This window comes from Pseudomonas sp. OA65, from assembly GCF_017498305.1.
GTDB lineage: Bacteria > Pseudomonadota > Gammaproteobacteria > Pseudomonadales > Pseudomonadaceae > Aquipseudomonas > Aquipseudomonas zanjanensis.
In genome coordinates, this window is sequence record NZ_JAGDEZ010000005.1 from 205,939 (window position 1) to 230,773 (window position 24,835).

Genomic DNA, 24,835 nt, shown 5'->3' on the forward strand with positions numbered 1-24,835 from the left:
CCCATGAACCTGGCGCGCTACCGTTTCATACTGTCGCGCCCGCTACAGCTATTGCCGGTGCTGTTTGGCATCAGCATGATCACCTTTGTGCTCGTGCGCTCAATCCCCGGGGACCCTGCCCGGGCCCTGTTGGGCTCGCGCAGCACGCCGGAGGCGCTGATCAGGATTCGTGCCCAGTACGGTCTGGACCAGCCCTTGTGGATGCAGTACTTCTACTTTCTCAAGAACCTGTTCAAGGGCGATCTCGGCCAATCGCTGCTCTACAAAGTCGATGCCTTGAAGCTGATCAGTACCCGCATTGAGCCAACCTTGTTCCTGGTGCTCGGCAGCGTACTGCTGGCGCTGCTGATTGCCGTGCCGCTGGCAACGGTGGCGGCGCGCAACAAGGGTCGCTGGCAGGATCACCTGATTCGCCTGTTCACCACGGCAGGGCTTGGCATGCCGGCGTTTTGGCTAGGCATCATGTTGATCCTGCTGCTCAGTGTGCAGTTGGGGCTGTTCCCGGTCTCAGGCTATGGACGTACAGGGTGGGACAAACTGCATCACATGGTTTTGCCGTGCCTGACCATTGCCTTGGCACTCTCCGCCGTGCTGGTGCGCAATCTGCGCGCCAGCATGCTCATGGAGCTACACGCCGATCATGCCACCGCCGCACGAGCCCGGGGCTTGTCCGAGCGGGCGATATTTCGTCGCCATGTGCTGCCCAACTCCCTGGTACCGGCGGTCAACCTGCTGGCGGTGAACATCGGCTGGTTGATCAGCGGCACGGTGGTCATCGAAAGTCTGTTTGCCATTCCCGGCATCGGCCAATTGCTCGTACGCGGCATTTTTACCCGCGACTACATGGTGGTCCAAGGCGTGGCCATGGTGCTGGCCCTCGCCACCGTCACGGTCAATTTCCTCGCCGATGTGCTGACCGTGATGATCGACCCGCGGGTGAACATGCGATGAGCGGCCAGGCCCTCAGTCCCACCTGGCGACTTGCGCTGCGTTTGGGCTTGCGCAACCGGCGCCTGGCCACCGTGCTGGGCCTGGCGATTCTGTTTGGCTGGCTGTTGCTCGCACTCTTCGCACCCTGGGTCGCGCCCTTCGATCCGATTGCCCAGAACACCGATATCCGCCTGCTGGGGCCGAGCCTGGCCCATCCGTTCGGCACGGACAATTTCGGCCGCGACGTTCTTTCCCGAGTGATCTGGGGCGCGCGCATCGACTTGCAGATTTCCGTGATCGGGGTGGTTTTCCCGTTCTTGATCGGCACTTGCGTCGGCGCCTTGGCCGGCTATATCGGTGGCCGGTTCGACACGATCTGCATGCGCCTGATCGATATTATTCTGGCCTTCCCCTTCCTGGTGCTGATGTTGGCAATCATGGCCATCCTCGGCCCTGGCCTGGGCAGCTTTTATATTGCGATGGCCCTGGTCGGTTGGGTGTCCTATGCACGGCTGATCCGTTCGCAGATCCTGGTGCTCAAGCAAAGCGATTTCGCCTTGGCGGCGAAAAGCCTGGGCTTCGGTCATGGACGCATTCTGTTTCGGCACCTGTTGCCCAATGCCATGTTCGGTTCGATCGTGTTTTCCATGTCCGACGCGGTGCTGGTACTGCTCAATGGGGCGGCGGTCAGCTACCTCGGCCTGGGGGTTCAACCACCCACCGCCGAGTGGGGCACGATGGTCGCCGAGGGCCAGAGTTTCATCACCAATGCCTGGTGGATCTGCACCTTCCCGGGACTGGCGATCGTCACCTTGGCCATGGGTTTCAGTCTGCTGGCCGACGGTGTCGCCGAGCACCTGGGAGAGCGCCCATGAGCACACCGGTGTTACACGTCGAAGACCTCAGCGTGATCGCCGGCCACGGTGAGGGCGAAGTCACGCTGGTGGATCGCGTGTCATTTGACCTGGCCGAAGGTGAAATCCTCGGTCTGGTGGGTGAAAGCGGCTCAGGCAAGACGATGGCGTGCCGGGCCTTGATGCGCTTGCTACCCTCTTCAAACCTGCGGGTCAAGGGCAAGGCCGTGCGCCTCGCCGGTGAGGATCTGCTGTCGCTGGATGAAGCCGACATGCGGGGCATACGGGGTCGGCGGCTGGGGATGATTTTTCAGAATCCCGGCAGCCATCTTGACCCATTGATGCGTATCGGCGAACAGATCGGCGAGGGCATACGCCTGCATCAGGGGGCGTCCAAACGTGAAGCACGGGCGAAGGCCATCGATGTGTTACGCCAGGTGGGCATTCCCGATCCGCTAAGGCGGGTCGACAGTTATCCCCATGAGTTTTCCGGTGGCATGCGTCAACGCGCCATGATCGCCGTGGCCTTAGGTTGCAACCCCCAGGTGCTGATCGCCGATGAGCCGACAACCGCCCTGGATGTCACGGTACAGGCACAGATCCTGCGCCTGCTCCTGGATTTGCGCGATCAACGTGGGCTATCGATCATCATGATTACCCACGACCTGGGTGTCGTCGCCCAGACCTGTGATTCCATCGCGGTGATGTATGCCGGTCGGCTCTGCGAGCATGGCAACAAGCTTGATCTGCTGACTCACCCACGACATCCCTATACAGCGGCCCTGATCGACTGCCAACCGGCTACCAGCGCCGGCCATGCCATGCTCAAAACCATCGCCGGCCAGCCTCCTCTGCTGGATGCGCTGCCCACCGGTTGCCGCTTCAACCCACGCTGCCTTCAGCAGCGCAGCCAGTGCACGCAGTTGTTGCCACAGATGCAAGTCACGACAGAGGCACACCGAGTGGCCTGCCATTACCCGCTGCCGGTGGGAGTTTCGTCATGACCCTGTTGCACGTGAAGGATCTACAGGTGCGCTTCGCCGCCCCTGGCAGTGGTCCGTTCGGAATCAACAGGCAATGGTTGAAAGCCGTCAACGGTGTGTCGCTGAGCCTGGCCACCGGGGAAGTGCTTGGGCTGGTGGGTGAGTCGGGCAGCGGCAAGAGCACCCTGGGTCGGGCCATCTTGCGCCTCACGGAGGTCAGCGCCGGACAAATCCTGTTCGATGGCGTGGATATGGCTCAAGGCAAGCGGATCGACATCGAGCGGCTGCGCCACGAAACCGCGATGATTTTCCAGGATCCTTACACCGCCCTCAATCCGCGAATGAGTATCGGCGACACCCTGGCTGAAGTGCTGCGAGTGCGCTGTGCGATTCCTGCATCGCTGATTGGCCGGCGGGTCGATGAACTGCTGAACCTGGTTGGCCTGCGACCGGAGCTGGCCCACCGCAAGCCGGGTTCGTTGAGTGGTGGTCAATGCCAACGTGTGGGGATCGCTCGGGCACTGGCCATCGAGCCACGGTTGATCATCGCCGATGAATGCGTGGCCGCGCTGGACGTTTCCATCCAGGGACAGATCATCAACCTGCTGCTGGAGCTGCGACAGCGCATGAACCTGGCGATTCTGTTCATCGCTCACGACCTCGCGATCGTTCGGCGGCTCTGTGATCGGGTCGCCGTGATGTACCTCGGCGAGATCGTCGAGCAAGGCCCCACGGATGCCGTGTTCAGCAGCCCGCGGCATCCTTATACCGTCGCGCTGATCCAGTCCATTCCACACATCGATCCGACTCGACCGTTGCTGAGCGAACCCCTGCCTGGCGAGCCACCCAGCCCACTGAACCTTCCATCCGGCTGCGCTTTTCACCCGCGCTGCCGGTATGCACAACCCATCTGCGCGAAAACGCCGCCCCCCATCCATGACATCAATGGACATCGTTATAGCTGTGTGCTCGGAGAGCCATTGCTCTAAAAAACATTCATCAATAGGGAGTTTGACCATGCGATCGAAACATTTGAAGTTGCTGACCGCCGCGACGTTGACCGTTTGCACTCTGGCGGCCGGTGTCGCCCAGGCGGCAGGCGTGCTGACCATCGGTTGCCGTGAAGAAAGTACGACGTTCGACCCGATCAAAAGCGCGCAGAATCGTGATAACTGGGTGTTCTCCAATGTCTACGACGTATTGGTGCGCGTCGACAACACCGGTACCAAACTGGTGCCGGGGCTGGCCGAAAGCTGGCAGGTTTCCGACGATGGCCTGACTTACACCTTCAAACTGCGCTCGGCCAAGTTCTCCGACGGCTCACCGATTACCGCCAGCGATGCAGCGTTCAGTCTGTTGCGCATTCGCGACAACAAAGGGTCGCTGTGGAGCGACTCCTACAAGATTATCGACAAGGCCCAGGCACCCGACCCGCAGACTCTGGTGGTGACACTCACGAGCCCTTCAGTGCCCTTCCTCGCGCAGCTGGCGTTGCCCAACGTCTCCATCCTGTCGCAAAAGGCCATGGAAAAAATGGGTGAGGAAGCCTATGCCCAGGACCCCGTTGCCTCTGGCGCCTTTATCGTCAAGGAGTGGCTACGCGGTGATCGCGTGGTGCTGGAGAAGAACCCCAACTTCTGGCAAGCCGACAAGGTGAGCCTGGATGGCGTGGAATGGATCTCCATCCCGGATGACAATACGCGGATGTTGAAGGTACAGGCCGGTGAACTGGATTCGGCGATCTTCGTGCCCTTCTCGCGCGTCGAAACCCTGAAAAAAGATCCCAACCTGGTCGTACACATGGATCCCTCCACCCGTGAGGATCATCTGCTGATCAACCATGAGCACGGACTGCTGGGCAAGCCTGAAGTACGCCAGGCCCTGGACCTTGCGATCAACAAAAAATCCCTGGTCGATACCGTGACGTTCGGTCATGGCCAGGTGGCTTATTCCTACATTCCTAAAGGCGCGCTTTATCACAACGCCGATAATCTGCAGCGCCCGTACGATCCGGAAAAAGCCAAGAAAATGCTGGCGGATGCAGGCGCCTCAGGCCTGAAGCTCAACTATGTGGTCAATGCGGGCAATGAAGCCGACGAGCAGATCGCCGTGCTGGTCCAGCAACAGCTCGCAGCCGTCGGCGTGACAGCCACCTTGCAGAAAGTCGATCCTACCCAGAGTTGGCAAATGCTGATCGACGGCGATTACGATCTGTCCGTGATGTACTGGACCAACGACATCCTCGACCCGGACCAGAAGACCACCTTCGTGCTGGGACACGACACCAACATGAATTACATGACCCGCTACAAGAACGATAAGGTCAAGGATCTGGTCGCGGCCGCGCGGGTAGAAGTGGACCCGACCAAGCGCAAGCAGATGTACACCGATCTTCAAGCGATCGCCAAGCAGGACGTCAACTGGATCGATCTCTACTACAGCCCGTACATCAATATCTCGCGCAAGAACATCGAGCACTTCCAACAAAACCCACTGGGACGCTTCTCTCTTGAAGAAACGGTGAAGCGCTAGCGAGTAGGGGCTCTCATCCGAGTCGGATAGGGCCCGTGGCAACGCCTTGACCACGAGTCGAGGCTTGCCGCTTGGCTTCGATAAAAGATTATCCCTATCGGCCGTTAATACTGCGCCTATTAGCTATCTGGCAAAGGGGGACTAGCCTGAGTTCAGGCTGGTGCAATCCGGCCCGTGAAACCTGACAACAGATACGAAGCGTTCAGAAACGTATTGGGCTTGCCGTGGGCCATTGCACTGGCAACCAGCGCACGTAGCCGTGTCGCCACACACGATCAGTTGAGCGAACTGTGAGCCCTGCGCCCTGTGTCATTTATTTCGCCTGTCGCTATCCGAAGCCCGGCCGGGCTGGATAGCTGGATGAATACGACCAAAGGTAGCTTCCCATGGCAAACGAATCGAAATGCCCGTTCAATCACGCCGCTGGCGGTGGCACGACGAACCGCGACTGGTGGCCGAACCGACTGAATCTGAAGATCCTGCACCAGCACGCCTCGCTGTCCGACCCCATGGGTGAGGATTTCAACTATGCCCAAGCGTTCAAGCGCCTGGATTTCCAGGCCTTGAAACAAGACCTCAACGCACTGATGACCGACTCGCAAGATTGGTGGCCAGCGGACTTCGGTCACTACGGACCGCTGTTTGTCCGCATGGCCTGGCACAGTGCAGGCACCTACCGCACCGGTGACGGTCGCGGTGGCGCGGGCTCCGGCCAGCAGCGCTTTGCTCCGCTCAACAGCTGGCCCGACAACGTCAGCCTCGACAAGGCACGCCGGCTGCTGTGGCCGATCAAGCAGAAGTATGGTCGCAACATTTCCTGGGCCGACCTGATCGTCCTCACCGGTAACGTCGCGCTGGAGTCCATGGGCTTCAAGACCTACGGTTTTTCCGGTGGCCGCGCCGATGTCTGGGAGCCGGATGAAGACGTCTACTGGGGCTCCGAAAACAAATGGCTGGGGGGCGATGTTCGCTACGGCAAGCCCGACAAAGCCGCCATGCAGGATCCCGGCGAAGGCCAATTGGTCGCCGAGCCTGGCAACGAAGAAAGCCGCACTGACGACGGACGCAATCTGGAAAACCCGCTGGCCGCCGTGCAGATGGGGCTGATCTACGTCAACCCGGAGGGCCCCGAGGGCCAGCCGGACCCGGTCGCCGCCGGGCTGGACATCCGCGAAACCTTCGGCCGCATGGCGATGAACGACGAAGAAACCGTGGCACTGATTGCCGGCGGCCACGCCTTCGGCAAGACCCACGGCGCGGGACCTGCGGACAACGTCGGTGCCGAGCCCGAAGCCGCCGGCCTGGAGCTCCAAGGCCTGGGCTGGAAGAGCACCTTCGGCACCGGCAAGGGCGCCGACACCATCACCAGTGGCCTGGAAGTCACCTGGACCACCACGCCCACCCGCTGGAGCAACAACTACCTGGAGAACCTGTTCGGCTTCGAGTGGGAACTGACCAAGAGCCCGGCCGGCGCGCACCAATGGACGCCGAAAAACGGTGCAGGCGCGGGGATCATTCCCGATGCCCACGACCCGGCCAAACGGCGCAACCCAACGATGCTGACCACCGACTTGGCACTGCGCTTCGACCCGATCTACGAAAAAATCTCCCGGCGCTTCCTGGCCAACCCGGACCAGTTGTCCGACGCCTTCGCCCGCGCCTGGTTCAAGCTGATCCACCGCGACATGGGCCCGCTCTCACGCTACCTCGGCCCGGAACTGCCCAACGAAGAACTGCTGTGGCAAGACCCTATTCCAGCGGTCAACCATCCGCTGGTCGACGACAGCGACGTCGCCGCCCTGAAAGGCAAGCTGTTGGCCTCGGGTCTCACGGTTCCACAGCTGGTGTCTACGGCATGGACCGCGGCCTCCACCTTCCGCGGCTCCGACAAACGCGGCGGCGCCAATGGAGGCCGCCTATGCCTGGCCCCGCAGAAGGATTGGCCAGTCAACCAGCCTGAGCAACTGGCCCAAGTGCTGGCGATCCTCGACAAGGTCCGGAGCGCGTTCAACGCCGCTCAATCCGACGGCAAGAAAATCTCCCTGGCGGACCTGATCGTGCTGGCCGGCAGCGCCGGTATTGAACAGGCGGCAAAGAATGCCGGGCTCAGCGTGACGGTACCGTTCGCGCCGGGACGCATGGACGCCAGCCAGGAACAGACGGACGTGGAGTCGTTCGGTTTTCTCGAGCCTATCGCCGATGGCTTTCGCAACTACCTCAAGGGTCGGTACCGCGTGTCTGCCGAGGCGCTGCTGATCGACAAGGCACAACTGCTGACGCTCAGCGCCCCGCAAATGACGGCGCTGATCGGCGGTCTGCGGGTACTCGATACCAACGTCGGCCACACCGCTCACGGTGTCTTTACCCAACGGCCAGGGACGTTGAGCAACGACTTTTTTGTCAACCTGCTGGACATGGGCGTGGAATGGAAACCCCTTTCCGACACCCAGGAAACCTTCGAAGCCCGCGACCGCAAGACCGGCCAGGTCAAATGGACCGGCAGCCGTGTCGACCTGGTCTTCGGCTCCAACGCCCAGCTACGGGCCTTGGCCGAAGTCTATGCCAGCGCGGATGCGCAAGAGCAGTTCGTCAAGGACTTCATCGCGGCGTGGGTCAAGGTGATGAACCTGGATCGGTTTGATCTCAGGTGAAAAGTGTCCGAGGACATGAGGTCGTGCAAGGCGCCGGCCACATAAACTTTTCTTCACCCCACGCCCCCGCGTGATTGGGTACAGTCGCCTCGCTCATTCAAGAAACTAAGGTTTTAGCCCGCGCTCCCAGCGGGCTTTTTTTTGCCTGGCGTTCAGCGCCCCGCCAATACCCGGAAAAAAACTTTCAGATCCAGGACCGGCGGCCGATACAGGCCTGCACACGTTTTTGCTGGCTCTTAACAACAACAATCTTCCAGCGTACCGATGATCAAGCAGCACAACGTTCCTGGAGGAATTGATGAACAGCTGGTTTGGCAACATTAGCGTCAACATGAAATTGGGCCTGGGCTTCGGCCTGGTGCTGGTACTGACCTGCCTGCTGGCCCTGACCAGTTGGACCAGCCTCGGTGGGCTGATCGATCGCAGTAACTGGATGAGCGACATCACCCAGCTCAACGCCGGCCTGACCAAGCTGCGCGTGGTTCGCCTGCAATACATGCTGGCCAACGGTGACGAGACCGTCGCACAAAATGTGCAGACCACCCTCGATGGTTTCGTCGCGCAACAGAATGCCTTGCTCAGCAGCTTCAAAAGCCCGGCAAACGTCAAGCTGCTCAAGGAGCAGAGCGCGGTCATCGGCGCCTATCAGGTGTCCTTGAACAAAATGCGCAGCGCCTACCGCACCGGCAACAGCGCCCGCGATGTCATGGGCACGAACGCCGAGGTCGCCCTCAAACTGATCGAGACCCTCGACGCCGACGTGCGCCAGATGGCCCTTGGCGATGAGCGTTTCATCCAGTTCCAGGCGATCACGGAGGCCAAGCTGGCCTTCATGCTGGCCCGCTATGAAGTGCGCGGCTACACCGCCAACAGCAACGCCGACACTGAACGCAAGGCCCTCGCCCAACTGGACGCCGCCATCGCTTCGCTCAAGCCACTGAACGAACGTTTCTCCAGCACCCGCCAGGATGAACTGCGTCAGCTGGAAAACGCCCTGACCCAATACCGCAGCGCCGTGCAGGCCTTCAAGCTGGCCACCGCCGACGCGGTACAGGCACGCAAGGAAATGACTGAACAGGGCGCGTCAATCGTGACGTTGAGCGAGCAGCTGTACCAGATCCAGCTCGACCGTCGCGACGCCGAAAGTGCCCAGGCCCGCACCCTGCAACTGGTCAGCACTCTGTTGGCATTGCTGGTCGGCATCATCGCGGCCGTGATCATCACGCGCCAGATCACCGGCCCGCTGCGTGAAACCCTGGCCGTGGTCGAACGCATTGCCGGCGGCGACCTGTCGCAGAACGTCATCGTCACCCGCCGCGACGAGCTGGGTGTGCTGCAACAAGGCATCGCGCGCATGGGCGTGACCTTGCGTGACCTGATCAGCAGCATCCGCGACGGCGTGACCCAGATCGCCAGCGCCGCCGAAGAACTGTCCGCCGTGACCGAGCAGACCAGCGCCGGGGTCAACAGCCAGAAAGTCGAGACCGACCAGGTCGCGACCGCCATGCACGAGATGACCGCCACGGTCCAGGAAGTGGCGCGCAATGCCGAAGAGGCCTCCCAGGCCGCAGCCGCCGCCGATGGCGAAGCCCGCGCCGGCGATCAGGTGGTCAGCGAAGCCATCGCCCAGATCGAACGCCTGGCCAGCGAAGTGGTGCGCTCCACCGACGCCATGAGCGTGCTGCAACAGGAAAGCGACAAGATTGGCGCCGTCATGGACGTGATCAAGGCCGTGGCCGAGCAGACCAACCTGCTGGCGCTCAACGCCGCGATCGAAGCGGCCCGGGCCGGTGAAGCCGGGCGTGGTTTCGCCGTGGTGGCCGACGAAGTCCGTGGCCTGGCCCAGCGCACGCAGAAATCCACCGAGGAAATCGAAGGCCTGGTGGCCGGCCTGCAGAACGGCACCCAGCAAGTGGCTGCAGTGATGAACAACAGCCGCAGCCTCACCGACAGCAGCGTGGCCCTGACCCGCAAGGCCGGCGTGTCACTGGAAAACATCACCCGCACGGTGTCGAACATCCAGTCGATGAACCAGCAGATCGCGGCCGCTGCCGAGCAGCAGAGCGCAGTGGCCGAGGAGATCAGCCGCAGCATCATCAACGTGCGCGACGTCTCCGAACAGACCGCCGCCGCCAGCGAAGAAACCGCCGCCTCCAGTGTGGAACTGGCACGGTTGGGTAATCAGTTGCAGATGATGGTCAGCCACTTCCGCGTCTAAACACTCGCTCCACCACTGTGGGAGCGAGCCTGCTCGCGAAAGCGCCGGATCAGCCGACATTGAAGTTGGCTGACCTCGCCTTCGCGAGCAACTCCGCTTCCACAGGATTAGCAGCAGCCCTACCCACGAATCGCTCTTTCGTACAAATCTCCCGTCTCTAGTCCTACCGCTTTTCTTTGCCCGCTCCTGTACGGTTTTCGCTTGAACAAGCACATTCCGTTCGCACAGGAGATGCCCCACATGGACGTAAGCAACAACTTACTGTTGCACAGGCTCGTTGGCTCCCACGATGGTGAGGGCGCCACAAAAACCGCTTTGAAAACCGCCCTCGCACAAATGGGCGTGACATCGGTGTTCGATATCGTGCGCATGAGCAAGGCGCAGTTCGCCCAGGAAGTCGCCAGGTACTGCGATGTGAATGCCGAGCAGTCCTATGACAACGCGCAGAGCCATGCCCGAAGGATCAGTCGCTTGTACTTGGAGCATCAACTCTCCTCCAGCGACGCCAAGCCCCGTGTCCGACGCAGCCTGGGTTCAGACCCAACATCAGGGCCGATCAGCTATCAAGCGCTGTTCCAGGAAAACTGGGATCAATTCTGCAAGGACGGTGACATCGCCGCGATCGACTCGCCCGTCGCCTACCTGCGTGCGCTGTATCTGTTTGCCAGACAGTTGGAAGACAGCTCCACAGATGGCCGCAAGATAGCCCTGGGATCACGTCGAGCGGATCTCGACACACTGATGCTCGACTCACAAAGTGCCATGGTTCCACGCCCGATGCTCAACATCGTCAACGACACGTTGCGCAGCAATATCGAGGCCAGTCTCGATGAGGGCACAACGGTCCATCAGGCCTTGGCCAGCGCACACTATCCCTTTTCATTGCCCTATGACCTTCATCATCAGCAATGCCTGCTTGGGTTGGGCTCAGGCAAACCAACCTTGGGCGAAGTGAATTACCAGATCAGTCTCAAGCTTGCGTTTTGCCAGGACGGTTCAACGTACGGATACGTTTCGCAGTCACCCAGCGAGGCACAAAAGCTGCTTTCAGGGCTCAGTCCGCAGCAGCAGAAGATATTGCTCGCCCCCCTCGCTTCGCAAACCGATTTCGAAGTCCTGAAAAAATCCTACGGCACTGAAGAAGTTGGGCGCCTGGGCGACCTCGAATTCTTCAAAGAACGCACCGGGCTGACGACAGAGCAGGTCAAGCAGCTACTGGGGCATGGCCGGTACAGCCCTCATGTCTCGTCCAACAGCCCGCCCTCGACTCGTAACCGCCAGGACGCTAGTTACATCAATGGCCCCTACGCGTACCCCGCCCTACAGCTTGAAACCCAAACGACCCAACAAGGGTTCAGTAACAAGTCCTACGAACGTTTCGACCGCATGCAGCGAATGGTCCGATTGCAGCAATGGACCGGTATCCCCTTTGCCGAACTGGATACGCTACTCGTCAATGTCATGCATTCGGAAGGCGACGCCACAATGACACTCAGCGTCCATACCTTGCGCGCGCTGGGGGTCTATCAGTACATGAGGCGGCGTCATGGCATCACACCAGAAGAATTTGCCTCGCTCATGAGCGAAATGCCGACCCGCGCTAGTGCAGAGCGTGTTTCGTTGTTCGACCAGGTATTCAATCGCACCGGTCTTCTCCAAAGCCCTGCGTGGGGGGGGCAAGCGACAAACCTTGATACAGCCGACCTCAAGACACTCAGCTATCTCGGCGCGGGCCTGGGACTCGCCATCACCGAAGACGCGTTGCTACTGCTGATGAAACAGACCAAAAAATACCTGCCACTGAAACAGGATTTGCCGACGATCTCCTCGCTCTACCGCCAGGCCCGCATCGCACGGATGTTCGGGCTGTCGCCGCTTGAGTGCACAGAGCTGGCCCAGCTATTGGGAGGTGATAGGTTCTGTCGGGCGTTAGTGACCGGAGCACTGGATACCACGCACCCCGACATTCTCGACGTACTGATGGCAATGGATTGGGCAGTGGACTGGCTCAAGCAAAACAATCTCGATGTGCTGCTATGGTGTCGCCGGTTCGACAATGCCGGGCATGACTTGCCGTTGAACCAGAACCTGGAAAATCGATTGGCCGTCTTTCGGGAGCACGCCAAATCCATCAGCGACCATCAACGCCTGGTAGAAACATTGCTGCACGATACGGCGGACTTGTCCGCCGAATACCTTCCCAGCGTGATGAAAATGGCCGACACGAATGTCACAGGAATTGTCGAGGCGATCGCCGAAACTGTTGGCAAAACACCTGGATTGCTGACCCACGTGCTTCGCACCGCTGAAGCCTGTCAAAAATTGCATCTGAGCAGCAGCACGCTACAGGTGTTGATGGACCATCCCAAGTGGTTAGCCTCGGACAGTTCGGGAACGCTTACCCCCCAAACACTGTTTCTACTCGAACGGTTCAGTCATTGCGCAAGACATCAGGCGCAGTCAGAAGAAAACCTGCTGCACTACTTCCAACTCGCCAATCAAGACCCGTCTCAACACTCGGCAGAGACAGCCAACCACCTGTTGGCTCACCTGCTGGGCTGGAACCCTGGGCAAGTGAGTTGCCTGACAGCGAAGCTGACATCGAAACGCGCCATGACGATGCAAGACGTGGATTGGGTCATGCGTTGCCAGGCGTGTTGCATGAGTACAGGCCTGTCGGCAAGCCTGCTGCTCAAGGCTACTGAACTCAATAGCGGCAGCCCGACGCAGTACTGGAAAGCCGTCGGTGAAGGCCTGATCGCTGCGTGCCATTGAGGCGCACATTTTTTATTCAAGGATTGAATATGACCGTTGCCATGAAACAGCAGCTGGATGAAAGCTTGCGCGATGCACAGTTGGCGTACTACCTGAACAAGATTGTGCCCGCCAATGGCCCGTCAGGAACAGTGCAGCTCAAGTCCGCCCGAGACCTCTACGAATACTGGCTACTGGACGTGCTGGTCAGCCAGGATGTGCCCACCACACCTGTGGCGTGCGCCATTGCCAGCCTTCAGCAATACATCAATCGCATCCTGATGAATATGGAGCCCGGCTACGACCGGGCAAACATCACCCCCGAGCACTTGCAAACGTGGCGCAACGAGATGCATCAATACCCCATCTGGGCCGCTCATCAAAAGCTGCTTAATTTCCCCGCAAGTTACCTGGACCCCGTCCTGAGAAACAACAAGAGCGACAACTTTCAGCAGTTGGAAAACGAACTCAACCAGAACCGGATCCAGGCTGATGCGGTTCAATCGGCGGTCATGGCCTACCTGACCCGATTCGAAGAAATCGCCAACCTGAATATCCTCAATGGCTACATCGACGGTGCAGATTTTACCAACAGCACCTACTATTTCATCGCCAAGTCCCGCACCGAAAACACCTATTTCTGGCGCTCGTTGAACATGGGGCAACGTCCGCTGGACGGTACGCCACCGCCGCTACCGGCCATCGCCACCAAACTGGACCAGCCGGATCCGTTCGCCTGGTCGGATTGGGAAAAAGCCGATGTGCCGATTCCCGACAGCGCGGTCGAACACTCGATTCGTCCTGTCTGGTTCAACAATCGTCTGTTCGTTATCTGGGCAGAATGCATCCATCAGGAGCAGCCCGCCTCCAGCGCTCCTTCAAGCGCCGAAGCCACGGCCCCACAAATGAATCATCCGCTACTGCGCTTGTGCTATTGCTTTAAAAAACAGGATGGCATTTGGAGTACCCCACGAGTTGGCCTGCAGGGTTATTGCGAGGACAAAATACTATGTGGCAAGGACCTTAATGCCATTAAATCATCCATAGGTACTGTAGCTGAGCAACACAATAAAGGCGCCCACGGTGCATTGTTTCTCACTCTGTTTGCAGCAGGGTCCAAAACCGACGCCCTCCATAAGGCCGACAACGAATTTGCCTTTAATAGAACGATTTGTATCGACAGCAACCTCGCCACTACTAGCCCAACCATCACCGAGAAAGAGCACATAGGCGCTGCCAACCAGCGCATTCAAACAAGAATACTTTCAGAAATCGAAATCGCTGAAGCGTCTCTCCCAACGGACATGAACATTCTCATGTCGGATTTCGAAAGCCAACAACATCGGATAAGCATCAGATCGAAAACAGACCGGACCGCCTCCGCGGTGACGCTACGCATGACCTCAAGCCTTGACCTCAACGGGGTGGGTTTATATACAACTCCTGAAACAATCAAGTTGAGACTTGCAACCCGGCCCGATCAATCCCCGAGACTTCAACTTGACTTTGTACTTCCTGCTCGCAGCCTGCCAGACGCAGCCTACGTTGTGCTTGAGCCGGGTTCACAACTCACCATCAGCAGCCACACCCCGTTATCGCACCCGCACAAGCTATCGATCGACGGCATGGCTGATGTACTCAGAGACTCTGAACATTCGCTCGGTATTACCCTGCACGCAAATACAAACCTTCGGGGAAAAGTTGTTTCTACAGCGGCAGTACGGCATCTGATTAAGGAAAGTAGACGCGGGAATGACAGCTCAGTTTCCGGACAGGTACGAAACGTAACGATGCAAGCCAGCAATGGCACAGCTCAGGACCTTGGTCAGGCCGTCGTCAGTCTTGATGAACCGCTTTACCTTCAATATGTAATTTTCCGTCAGCCAACCCACTTGGAAACTCAAGCGCCGTCATATAAAGACCTGACGGTGGTAGCGGAGTCCAACCCCGCGCCTAAGCTCATGAAGTCCTTCGAGTTCGTTTGGCACAGCAGGGAACTCAGCGGTGACGGCGATACATTTTTTTGTGGGGTCGCCTTTGTCTACCCCAATGAACCGGAAACGAAGCGCTATTCCGCTCTTAAAGGCATCAAGCTGAGCTTCATCCCGACGCGCCGCCAGGCCCCAGGCATTACTTCCTCATCGACAGCCGGACTATGCACCGCCCAATTCATCGATTTCACCCATAGCGCCGCCAAAACCAGCGATGTCGGAAGCCTACTCCGCCAGCCGATCAGGTTGAACACCACGTTTGCCGCAGAACTGATCCGCCGTACAGAAAACGGCCTGGATGAACTGTTCGATTGGACGACACAACACTTGCGCGAACCGACCATATCCGACGGCGTCAACAATGGGATGGATTTCCACGGACCTTACGGTCGTTATTTCACCGAACTGTTCCTCCATCTGCCATGGCTGGTCGCTCATCGCTTGAACGCCGAGCAGCGCTACGAAGAAGCCGAGCTCTGGTTGCGCCGCGTCTTCGATCCAAGTCGCGGCAAAGAAAATTGCTGGAAGGCCGTTCCTTTGCTCGACAGCAGCACGCCTTCGTATGCCGACCAGGCGCCCCACGACCCTCATCTGATCGCGCTCAGTCATCCAGTGCACTTTCGCAAGGCGCTGTACTTCCTGTACCTCGATATCCTGATCAATCGAGGCGACGCCGCCTACCGCGAACTGACCCCTGACAGCCTCAGCGAGGCAAAGCTATGGTACGTGCGGGTGCTGGATCTATTGGGACCACGCCCGATCGTTCAACTCATCGATGATTGGACGAGCATCAGCCTACAAACGCTGAGCCAAACGACCAGTGGCGATTTACGGACATTTGAACAATCACATGCCCATTCCCAGCCGTCATTGTCGGTTCGTGGGAGCGGCGAGCACGCGTCCTTGTCAGCGACCGACAGCCCGTATTTGCGCCTGCCGTTTCACCCGCAGTTGCTCCGGTGCTGGGACATTGCAGAAAGCCGCCTGTACAACTTGCGACATAACCTCGACATTGCTGGCAAACCGCTGCATCTGCCGATATTTGCAGCGCCGCTGGATCCTCGCGTGTTGCTCGGCCCTGCGGCCTTGAATACTTCGGACAATACGGTTCGAGGGGTGCCGCCCACAGCTATCCCGCACTTTCGGTTCTCGGTCATGCACCATCAGGCGTTGAGTGCGGTGGAAAGCCTCAGCCAGTTTGGCACCACACTGCTGTCGCTGATCGAACGCAAGGAACAGGCGCAGTTGCAAGAACTGCAACAACAGCAGGCCTGGGAATTGGCGAAAATCTCGGTCGACCTGCAGCGCCAGGCCTTGAATATCGATCGTCAGAACCGCCAGGCGCTGCTCGCAAGCCAGGCAATTGTTCAAAACCGGGTAACCCATTACAAAAAACTGCTGGACGGTAGTCTAACTGGCAAGGAAATAGCCGTCAGTGGGTTCGCCATATCCAGCGGTACGTTTGAGGCTGCTGCACTGTCTTTCCAAATCGGGGCGGGGTTGGCGATGCTGGCTCCAAACATGGTGGGGTTTTGCATGGGCGGCAGCCGTTGGGAGGGGCCGTTGCTCTCAGCCTCTGCGGCCGCCCATAGCACTGCGATCATAAACCGCACGATAGCGGCCGACCTCGACCGTCAAGCCATATTCGATCGCCGCCGGGAGGATTGGCAACACACCTATGATCAATCACAGCTCGAACTGGCCCAGATTGACGCACAACTGGCGCAATTCACTGAGCAGGAAACCGCCACTCGCCTGCAACTGCGCCTTGCCGAATCAACCCTGAGCCAAACCAAGACCCATTACGATTTTCTCAGCAAGCGATTTACCAAAGCACAGCTGTACCAATGGCTGAACAGCCAGTTTGCCGCACTCTATCGCCAAGCCTACGACACTACGCTCTCCCTGTGTTTGGCCGCCGAGCATTGTTGGCAATACGAAATTGGCGATTACCACACACGATTCGTTCGGCCCGGCGCATGGAATACAACCTATCGAGGACTAGGAGCAGGCGAGCAACTGAAACTCAGCCTGTTGAACATGCAGGCCGGATATCTGAGCCGTAACGAGCGAGAGCTCGAGATACGCAAGACGATTTCGTTGCGTCAATTAACGGACCTGACCACAACCTCGACGATCAACAAGCCATGGCTGGACATGCATGCCGAACTGAAGAAAGGCCAATGCGAATTCGAGCTGCCCCATGATCTTTTCGAGAATGATTACAAAGGCCAGAAACACTACATGCGGCGGATCAAAACCATCAGCGTTTCCTTGCCGACCGTTGTGGGTCCTTACGAAAACATCCGGGCCACGCTGACCCAGGTTTCCAGCAAAGTGTTCATGTCCGCCGATGACCCGGGGCGGGTCATGGAAGGCCGGCGCGCCAACCAGCAGATCGCCCTTTCCACCGGCGTCGACGACAACGGCCTGTTCACCCTGAACTTCAACGATGAACGTTACCTGCCGTTTGAATACACCGGTGCGGTTTCTCAATGGCGACTGACATTCCCCAACCCCGACACACAAAAGGACATGCTCGAGTCGCTGACCGACATCATCGTGCACATCAGCTACACAGCCAGGGTCGGCGGGGGTATGTCATGAGTGAACAAACCACATTGCCCGTCACCGCGCCGTCCCTGCCCAAGGGTGGCGGTGCTATCCAAAGCATCGGCAAAGGGTGGAGCCCCGTCGGTGCCCACGGCACGGCTGCCTACGAGGTTGCGTTGCCGATTTCTCCTGGGCGCGGCTTCGCTCCGGCCTTGTCCTTGAGCTACAGCAGCTCAGCCGGCAACGGCGTGTTCGGTACCGGCTGGGGGCTTTCGTTACCTTGCGTGGCGCGACGTACCAGCAAGGGCGTACCTGCCTATACCGATGACGATGAGATCGTCGGCCCCAGCGGCGTGGTCTGGTTGCCCGAACACGGCGTCAGTCCAATCCGAGTCAATCGCTACAACGGCCTGGACCTGGGCACGACCTACACGGTGACCCGTCATCTGCCAAGAATCGAAAGCAGCTTCGATCGGATTGAACATTGGTCGTCAGGCCTGGATAAACCAGGTTTCTGGCTCGTGCACGGGGCCGACGGCAGCCTGCATGTCTACGGAAAAAATCCCCGGTCGCGACGGACCGATCCTCAGGATGCAAGCCGGGTAGGTGAATGGCTGTTGGAGGAAAGCCTGAATGCCCATGGTGAGCACATTCAATATGTGTACGCGGGAAATGGCGGGGCCCAACGCTATTTGAGCCATGTGCGCTATGGCAATGTGAAGGCCGACGCCAGCCTTTATGCTTGGAAAACAGATCCACCCAAGCAGGACCAATGGCACTTCGAGTTGGTGTTCGACTACGGTGAGCGAAGCACCGAGTACGAGAAAAAACCATCTTATGAAGGACTACAATCGCAAAAACGTAGCGATGGGTTTTCCACCTTTGCCTACGGTTTCGAACTGCGTACCGATCGCCTATGCCGCCAGGTGTTGATGTTCCATCGCTTTCCCGAAGCGCTGGGCGCCGATCCGGTGCTCGTGCGGCGTCTGCTGCTTGAATATCGTCAGACGCTCCTGGGCTACAACTTCTTGAGCGCAGCGCATGACCAAGCGTTCGGCGACGGAGCAGTTCCCCAAAGCCGTCCCCCCATGGAATTCCACTACAGCGAATTCAAAGGCCTGCTCGATAAGCCCGCCTGGAAGCACTTTGAGAACATGCCGGGGTTCAGCGACGAACAAAGTTTCCAATGGGTGGATTTGTACGGCGAAGGTGTGCCCGGCGTGCTCCATCGAAGCGATGCAGGCTGGCACTACCGTGAGCCCATGCGAGCCAAAGCCGGGACGGACGAAGTGGCTTACGACCAGTGGAAAGCGCTGCCTGAGATTCCCGTTGCCGACACCGCGAATACACTGAGCCAAACCCTAAGCGACCTTACTGGTGACGGTCGCCTGGACTGGATCATCGCCCAACCGGGGCTTAGCGGCTTTTTCTCCCTGGGCGCGGATAGAAAGTGGTCGAACTTCGCTACCTTCCAGGCGTTTCCGGCAGAGTTCTTCAACCCACAAGGGCATCTGGCCGACTTGATGGGCGAAGGCCTCAGCGACCTTGTCCTGATAGGTCCACGCAGCGTTCGCTTTTACGCCAATCGGCGCGAAAGTGGTTTCGCTGCCGCCCGCGAAGTTCCTCGCGACGACGATGACGATGCCTTGCCGGTATTCAGCGGGTCGCCTTCCGAGTTGGTGGCTTTCAGCGATCTGCTCGGCAGCGGCCAGCAGCATCTGGTGCGCATTCGCCACAACGAGGTGAAGTGCTGGCCGAACCTGGGCCACGGGCGATTCGGCAAAGGCGTCGTCTTGGACTTTCCGGGCCTCGCCTACCCCACCTTCGATGCCTCGCGTATCCGCCTAGCAGACCTGGATGGTTCCGGTGCCGCCGACCTGATCTATCTGCAAGCGGATCGAGCGTTGATCTTCATGAACCGCTGCGGCAATGGCTTCGCTCCCGCAATTTCGCTGCCGTGGCCAACCGGCCTGCGCTACGACAACCTATGCCAGGTGAGCATCATCGACCTGCTAGGGCTGGGTTGCTCCAGCCTCGTGCTGAGCATGCCGCACCTGACCCCGGCGCAACATTGGCGCTACGATTTCGTCGAGGAAAAGCCCTATCTGCTCACCGGCACCCACAACAATATGGGCGCCGCCACCCGCATCGCATATCGCAGCTCGGCCCAGGAATGGCTGGACGAGAAAGCGGCAAGGGTCATAGCCAGGCAATCCCTTGCGTGCCATCTACCGATGCCCCTGCACTTGGTGTCGCGCCAGGCCCAGCGGGATGAGATCACCGGTAATCGCCTGACCCAGCGGTTTTCCTATCGCCAGGGTTATTACGATGGCGTCGAACGGGAGTTCCGCGGCTTCGGCTTGCTGACACAAACCGACAATGAAACCTATCCCAACGATGCCGATTCGCCAGGATTCACAGAGCCTTGCTTGAAAAAAAGCTGGTTTCATACCGGTCAGGCAGTGGACATGGACCGAAGCGAATATCACCGTGCCGACTCGGCAGCCGTGGTGCTGGGCACGACGTTACTGTGCCGATACGTTGATGACAGTCGTGGCGACGAATGGGTCCGAGCACCCGACGCCGCGACCACGCTTGAAATGTGCCGAGCCTTGAGCGGCCATTTATTGCGTTGCGAGACATACGCGGGAGGCCATCAAAGGACGCTGTACTCGGTCGAGGAAAACCGTTATCGAATCCGCGTGCAACAAACTCCCCAGGGCCCTCGGCGCTATGCCTCCCTGTTGCCACTGCCGCTGGAATCCATCAGCTACCAATACGAAGGCCACAGCAACGACCCACAGTGTCAGCACCTGATCAACCTGCAACATGACCGGCACGGTGCAGTGATTCACAGCGTGAACGTCCACTACGCCCGACGCAAAACGGTCGAAGATAGCGCACCGTTCAGCGACCCAGACCAGCAACAATGGTGGCGGGATGCTCATGACCCGGCACAACAGTTCTACTACCTGACCCAAACGCGTGCCGAATTCATCAACCTGCAAGCACTGCAAGGATGGCGCCTGGGTTTACCTTATCGCCAGCGGACCAACGCGTTGAAACGACCCAAGGCGCCTGAAGACGGAGGGCTGGTACCGGAGGAGATTACGTTTGAGAAAATTTCCGAACTCGTCGCAAAGCCAAGCTGGACGACCCAGGCCGTTCTCACCAGCCTGTCCGTAACGCGCTACAAGAAGCCTTCTGTCGACGAAACGCTGCCGGACGGCAGCGCCAGCTTCGAAGCTCTGGTCGCCCATCTGGAAACCGCAGAGCTGGACGAGTCCGCCTTGCAAGCCTTCGACCTGTTACCGGAACAATCTCGACCCGAGGAAACGTTATTAAAAAAAATCGGCTATGAACCCATGACCGATTTCCTTCCCGCGAGCACCTCACCCAAGACGCTGTGGTCAGTCAAAAGTGGCTTCGCGACCTACGCCGGCTTGGAAGGTTTCTACAAAACCAAGACCGTGCAGTCGAGCAACAGCCACGGCGTGACCAAGATCAGCTACGACCCATACACTTGCTTTGTGACCGGGTTCGAACTGCCCGATGGCTGCACGATCAAGGCGCAATACGATTACCGTACCTCCCTGCCCCAGCTCGTCGAAGACTCCAACGGTAAGGTACAGGAAGGCCTTACCGATGCCTTCGGCCAGGTACTGGCCAGCACCTTTTACGGCGACGAGCGCAACAACCCCGTTGGTTTCAAACCGGTCGCGGCGTTCAAGCCATCGCCTAAAAGCCCGGCGGCAGCGATCGCACAGAGCAAGGACGCTTTGCAGGACGCCGCCACCGCTATCTATTACGCGCCATTCAGCTGGATGGGAGACATATCGGAAACGGGCCGCAAGGACACCGACTGGCTAGCGCGCTGCGTGGCCAACGGTGACGTACTGCCAACCGGGCATATTCGTGCTTCGGCTCGCGCTCGGCTGTCGAAACTCGAGACACTCTCTGCCGCCGACAGGAAACTGAAACGCGAAATTCGCACCTCGAAACGTGAGCCGATCCACATCGCCACACTGGTCGCCGATCGTTATCCCGATGACGACCAGAGACAAATCCAAATCACCCTGACGTGCTTCGATGGCTTTGGTCGCCTGTTGCAGAGCAAACGATTGGTCGAGTCAGGCATGGCTTACAGCGTAGACGCCAAGGGTGAACTGACACTTGAGGATGGCAAACCACTGGAGCGGATCGCCGCAACGCGCTGGCATGTCAGCGAACGGGTGGAATACAACAGCAAAGGTTTGGCGATCCGGATCTACCGCCCCTACTTTGCTGATCAGCATCGCTACATCAACGATAAATCCTTTCGGCAGTTCGGCCATTGCGACCAGCAGTTCTACGACGCATTGGGCCGCCCTACCCACACCCGTCTCGCCAAGCAGAATGACCTGTCCTACATGCGGCGACAGACGCGTCATCCTTGGTACAGCGTGGACGAGGACGAAAACGACACGCTGGAAGAAATCACGCCCCAACCGTCCCCGACAGCAGGAGGTGAGGCATGACCGCACGCCTTCATCGCAAGACCCCCACCCTCAACGCCGTCGACGGCCGCGGCCTGCCGGTGCGCCAGGTGGCTTATTGCCGAGCCAAGGAAGGCGAAAAAAAACAGATGCGCGCCAGCCGGCAAGAATACGACGTCGCCGGACGGTTGATCGCCCAGCGCGACCCTCGACTTACCAACGCAACTGACGCCAATCTCGCCACCGTCTACAGCCTGTCCGGCAAATCATTGCGAGTAAAAAGCGTCGACGCTGGATGGCGCCTGAACCTGCCAGGCGACGCCGGACAGATCCTGCACAGTTGGGATCAACGAGAAAATCATTGGCAATCGACCTACGACAACCAACTGAGACTGACCGCCGTCGAGGAACAAGCCGCAGGACGAAAACTGCACAAGGTCGAGTGCCTGAGCTACGGCGACAGTTCCCAGGCATCGGCGAGGCTCAATCGTTGCGGCGCGCTTATCCGCCACGATGACAGCGCGGGCACGCTGATCGTCGAGGAATATGCGTTATGCGGTAAACCGCTTAGCCAGACAAGGCACATGCTGATCGAGGCGGCACAACCTGACTGGCCAACCGACGTAAAAGATCGCGATGGGCTGCTTGAAAAGGGCGAAGGCTACAAAACGAGTTGGTCCTACGACGCGCTGGGACAGATTATCCAGCAGACCGACGCCGCTCGACACGAACAGCACTACGCCTTCGATGTCGCGGGCCAACTCAGATCCGTGAGTCTGAAAATAAAAGGCACCGAGGCCATAAAAACGATCGTCGACGACCTCGTCTACAACGCTTTCGGCAAAGTCGAATCGCAAACCGCCGGCAACGGCGTAACGAGTCGCGCGGTGTTCGATCCGGCCAGCGGGCGACTGACCTCGCTCAGCGCATCGGCGCCAGGCAAAACCTTGCAAGACCTTCACTACACCTACGACGCTGTGGGTAACGTGACTCAAATTACCGACAACGTCCAACCGGAGCGTTTCAACAGCAATCAACGGGTAAAACCCGTCAGCACCTTCACCTACGACAGCCTCTACCAATTGACCTGCGCCACGGGGCGTGAGGCCGCCGGGCTGGCCACGCCCCCCGGCCTCCCAGGCGCGGGGACGATTTCATTCGACCCCACGCAACTGTTCAACTTTACCGAGCGATACACCTACGACGACGGTGGCAACCTGACCGAGCTGCGCCATATACGCGAAGGGAACAACTACACCCGCACATCGAACGTCGCCGCCGCCAGCAATCGCCTCGTGTCTTGGAGCCAAGGCGACGCCGCCACGACCAGGATAACGATGGGCTTCGATGCCAACGGCAACCTGCAGGCCCTATGCCCGGGCCAGACACTGCAATGGAATAGTCGCAACCAACTTGACAGTGTGATGCTGGTCCAGCGTGAAAACAGTTCCGACGACGTCGAACGCTACACCTACGACAGCGGCGGTCAACGCGTGTGCAAGATCAAGACAATCCATACCGCCGCAATGATCCGCACAGAGGAAGTTCGTTACTTGCCAGGCCTCGAAATCCGCACCCGTCATAAGGAGCGCCTGGAGGTCATCACCTTGCAAGCCGGACGCTGCAGCGTGCGTTACCTGCATTGGACCAAAGGCCGACCGTCCGGGATCGCGGCCAATCAACTGCGCTATAGCCTCGATGACCACCTGGGTTCCAGCTCACTGGAACTCGACGACAAGGCCGACCTGATCAGCCAGGAAAGTTACCTGCCCTACGGAGGAACTGCTTGGGTGGCGTCCCGTTCGGCTGTGGAAGCCGATTACCGGACCATTCGTTATTCCGGCAAGGAGCGCGATGCCAGCGGGTTGTATTACTACGGGCATCGGTACTACGCGCCGTGGCTGCAACGTTGGATCAGTCCCGACCCGGCGGGGGCGGTTGATGGGTTGAACTTGTATTGCATGGTGGGGAATAACCCGGTGAAGTACATTGATCACCAAGGATTGGTCCTAACTGACGCCCAAGGGAAGAGCATCGATCCCGTCAATTGGCTGAGACAGGATGGGGCGGCGCGGTCAAAAAAGATGATGGAAACACCCACTCCAAAGAAGAAGGGCAAACAAGGCCCTACCGAAGATCCCAACGCCAGCCCCAGCTTCAGCAAAACCAAACGCAAGGATCTGGTCGTCCACGCCTATGGCGTTGTCGTTGATCGCAAGGGCGATGACGATGTTGCCTTCAACGAGTACTACAACCTCACCGGGCCAAAGTCCGGCCCGGCGGGTTACCGCGGCGTGGTCGAGGATTATGACGGCACCGCCACAAGCGATAGGTTCTACTTGAATTTCGGAAGCTATAAGATCGGTAATATCCAAGACTACCTGGCCGATCTGGGAGAACGGTACAGCGCGACGAATAACGACCCGGTCCATCAACTCAAACTAGAGCCTGGTGTACTAGAACTCGAACCGACGGCAAGCAGGACGGTCGAGACCATGCATGAGCTCCAGCAACCCACCCAGGAACTCATCGCCAGGCACATCGAGAAATCCAATGGGATCATTCCTGTGCGCGCCGGAGGACCAGGGGCTCATGGAGAAGTCCGCGTGCTCAACTCAATCGTGGCGGTCTATCCAGGTCAGGTTGAAAGAGTGTTATCGGATACGCATCTGTACACCGAAAAACTAACCAGCGTGACACAACCGGAACCTTTCATTGCCTGCTTCAACTGCAGCGGTATCATCCCCGAAGAAGTTAGCATCCCGACTGGCCGCAACTTGAAAAACTATAAGTTGTACAACTTTCACGTATCGGAAATAAATCGTGCCAAGCGTACAGGCAGCACGTCGTGAGGCGATAGGGATCGGTTAATGTCGGACACACGAACCGTCCTT

11 protein-coding genes are annotated in these 24,835 nt (G+C 58.8%); all 11 read left to right on the plus strand.

From position 1 onward, the window contains the following. Window positions 1–3 precede the first annotated feature (3 nt). The 11 genes from J3361_RS06540 (at window position 4) to J3361_RS06590 (ending at window position 24,793) form a co-directional block, all read left to right on the plus strand. Entirely contained in the window at window positions 4–951 is a 948-nt protein-coding gene (locus J3361_RS06540) for an ABC transporter permease (protein WP_207963387.1), read from the plus strand. Continuing rightward, window positions 948–1,805 (plus strand): ABC transporter permease, encoded by an 858-nt coding sequence (locus tag J3361_RS06545; protein ID WP_207963389.1) that lies wholly within the window; start codon window positions 948–950, stop codon window positions 1,803–1,805. Before J3361_RS06540 ends, J3361_RS06545 begins: the two co-directional genes overlap by 4 nt. After that, the gene (locus tag J3361_RS06550) at window positions 1,802–2,788 is read left to right on the plus strand and encodes an ABC transporter ATP-binding protein (protein ID WP_207963391.1); all 987 of its coding nucleotides are present in this window, start codon (window positions 1,802–1,804) and stop codon (window positions 2,786–2,788) included. The genes J3361_RS06545 and J3361_RS06550 overlap by 4 nt, the downstream gene beginning before the upstream one ends. After that, the gene (locus J3361_RS06555; RefSeq protein ID WP_207963393.1) at window positions 2,785–3,756 is read left to right on the plus strand and encodes an ABC transporter ATP-binding protein; all 972 of its coding nucleotides are present in this window, start codon (window positions 2,785–2,787) and stop codon (window positions 3,754–3,756) included. Before J3361_RS06550 ends, J3361_RS06555 begins: the two co-directional genes overlap by 4 nt. Before the next feature lie 28 nt (window positions 3,757–3,784). After that, on the plus strand, window positions 3,785–5,299 hold the full coding sequence (locus tag J3361_RS06560; protein ID WP_186650477.1) for an ABC transporter substrate-binding protein: 1,515 nt from the start codon (window positions 3,785–3,787) through the stop codon (window positions 5,297–5,299). A gap of 386 nt (window positions 5,300–5,685) precedes the next feature. Continuing rightward, the gene (katG, locus tag J3361_RS06565; RefSeq protein ID WP_207963395.1) at window positions 5,686–7,950 is read left to right on the plus strand and encodes a catalase/peroxidase HPI; all 2,265 of its coding nucleotides are present in this window, start codon (window positions 5,686–5,688) and stop codon (window positions 7,948–7,950) included. A gap of 298 nt (window positions 7,951–8,248) precedes the next feature. Then, window positions 8,249–10,168 (plus strand): methyl-accepting chemotaxis protein, encoded by a 1,920-nt coding sequence (locus J3361_RS06570; RefSeq protein WP_207963396.1) that lies wholly within the window; start codon window positions 8,249–8,251, stop codon window positions 10,166–10,168. 240 nt (window positions 10,169–10,408) lie between these two features. Further along, window positions 10,409–12,943, plus strand: a complete 2,535-nt coding sequence (locus J3361_RS06575) for a Tc toxin subunit A (protein ID WP_207963397.1) — start codon at window positions 10,409–10,411, stop codon at window positions 12,941–12,943. A gap of 29 nt (window positions 12,944–12,972) precedes the next feature. Then, window positions 12,973–17,520 carry a neuraminidase-like domain-containing protein gene (locus J3361_RS06580; protein ID WP_207963398.1) on the plus strand — a complete coding sequence of 1,516 codons (4,548 nt, stop codon included), beginning with the start codon at window positions 12,973–12,975 and terminating at the stop codon, window positions 17,518–17,520. Further along, entirely contained in the window at window positions 17,517–21,983 is a 4,467-nt protein-coding gene (locus tag J3361_RS06585) for a SpvB/TcaC N-terminal domain-containing protein (RefSeq protein WP_207963399.1), read from the plus strand. Before J3361_RS06580 ends, J3361_RS06585 begins: the two co-directional genes overlap by 4 nt. After that, the gene (locus J3361_RS06590) at window positions 21,980–24,793 is read left to right on the plus strand and encodes an RHS repeat-associated core domain-containing protein (protein WP_207963400.1); all 2,814 of its coding nucleotides are present in this window, start codon (window positions 21,980–21,982) and stop codon (window positions 24,791–24,793) included. Before J3361_RS06585 ends, J3361_RS06590 begins: the two co-directional genes overlap by 4 nt. The last annotated feature ends 42 nt before the right edge of the window (window positions 24,794–24,835 follow it).

Bases quoted from the DNA above. Each gene is read 5' to 3' on its own strand.
- J3361_RS06540 (WP_207963387.1), top strand. From the start codon at position 4: ATGAACCTGGCGCGCTACCGTTTCATACTGTCGCGCCCGCTACAGCTA.
- J3361_RS06545 (WP_207963389.1), top strand. From the start codon at position 948: ATGAGCGGCCAGGCCCTCAGTCCCACCTGGCGACTTGCGCTGCGTTTG.
- J3361_RS06550 (WP_207963391.1), top strand. From the start codon at position 1,802: ATGAGCACACCGGTGTTACACGTCGAAGACCTCAGCGTGATCGCCGGC.
- J3361_RS06555 (WP_207963393.1), top strand. From the start codon at position 2,785: ATGACCCTGTTGCACGTGAAGGATCTACAGGTGCGCTTCGCCGCCCCT.
- J3361_RS06560 (WP_186650477.1), top strand. From the start codon at position 3,785: ATGCGATCGAAACATTTGAAGTTGCTGACCGCCGCGACGTTGACCGTT.
- katG (WP_207963395.1), top strand. From the start codon at position 5,686: ATGGCAAACGAATCGAAATGCCCGTTCAATCACGCCGCTGGCGGTGGC.
- J3361_RS06570 (WP_207963396.1), top strand. From the start codon at position 8,249: ATGAACAGCTGGTTTGGCAACATTAGCGTCAACATGAAATTGGGCCTG.
- J3361_RS06575 (WP_207963397.1), top strand. From the start codon at position 10,409: ATGGACGTAAGCAACAACTTACTGTTGCACAGGCTCGTTGGCTCCCAC.
- J3361_RS06580 (WP_207963398.1), top strand. From the start codon at position 12,973: ATGACCGTTGCCATGAAACAGCAGCTGGATGAAAGCTTGCGCGATGCA.
- J3361_RS06585 (WP_207963399.1), top strand. From the start codon at position 17,517: ATGAGTGAACAAACCACATTGCCCGTCACCGCGCCGTCCCTGCCCAAG.
- J3361_RS06590 (WP_207963400.1), top strand. From the start codon at position 21,980: ATGACCGCACGCCTTCATCGCAAGACCCCCACCCTCAACGCCGTCGAC.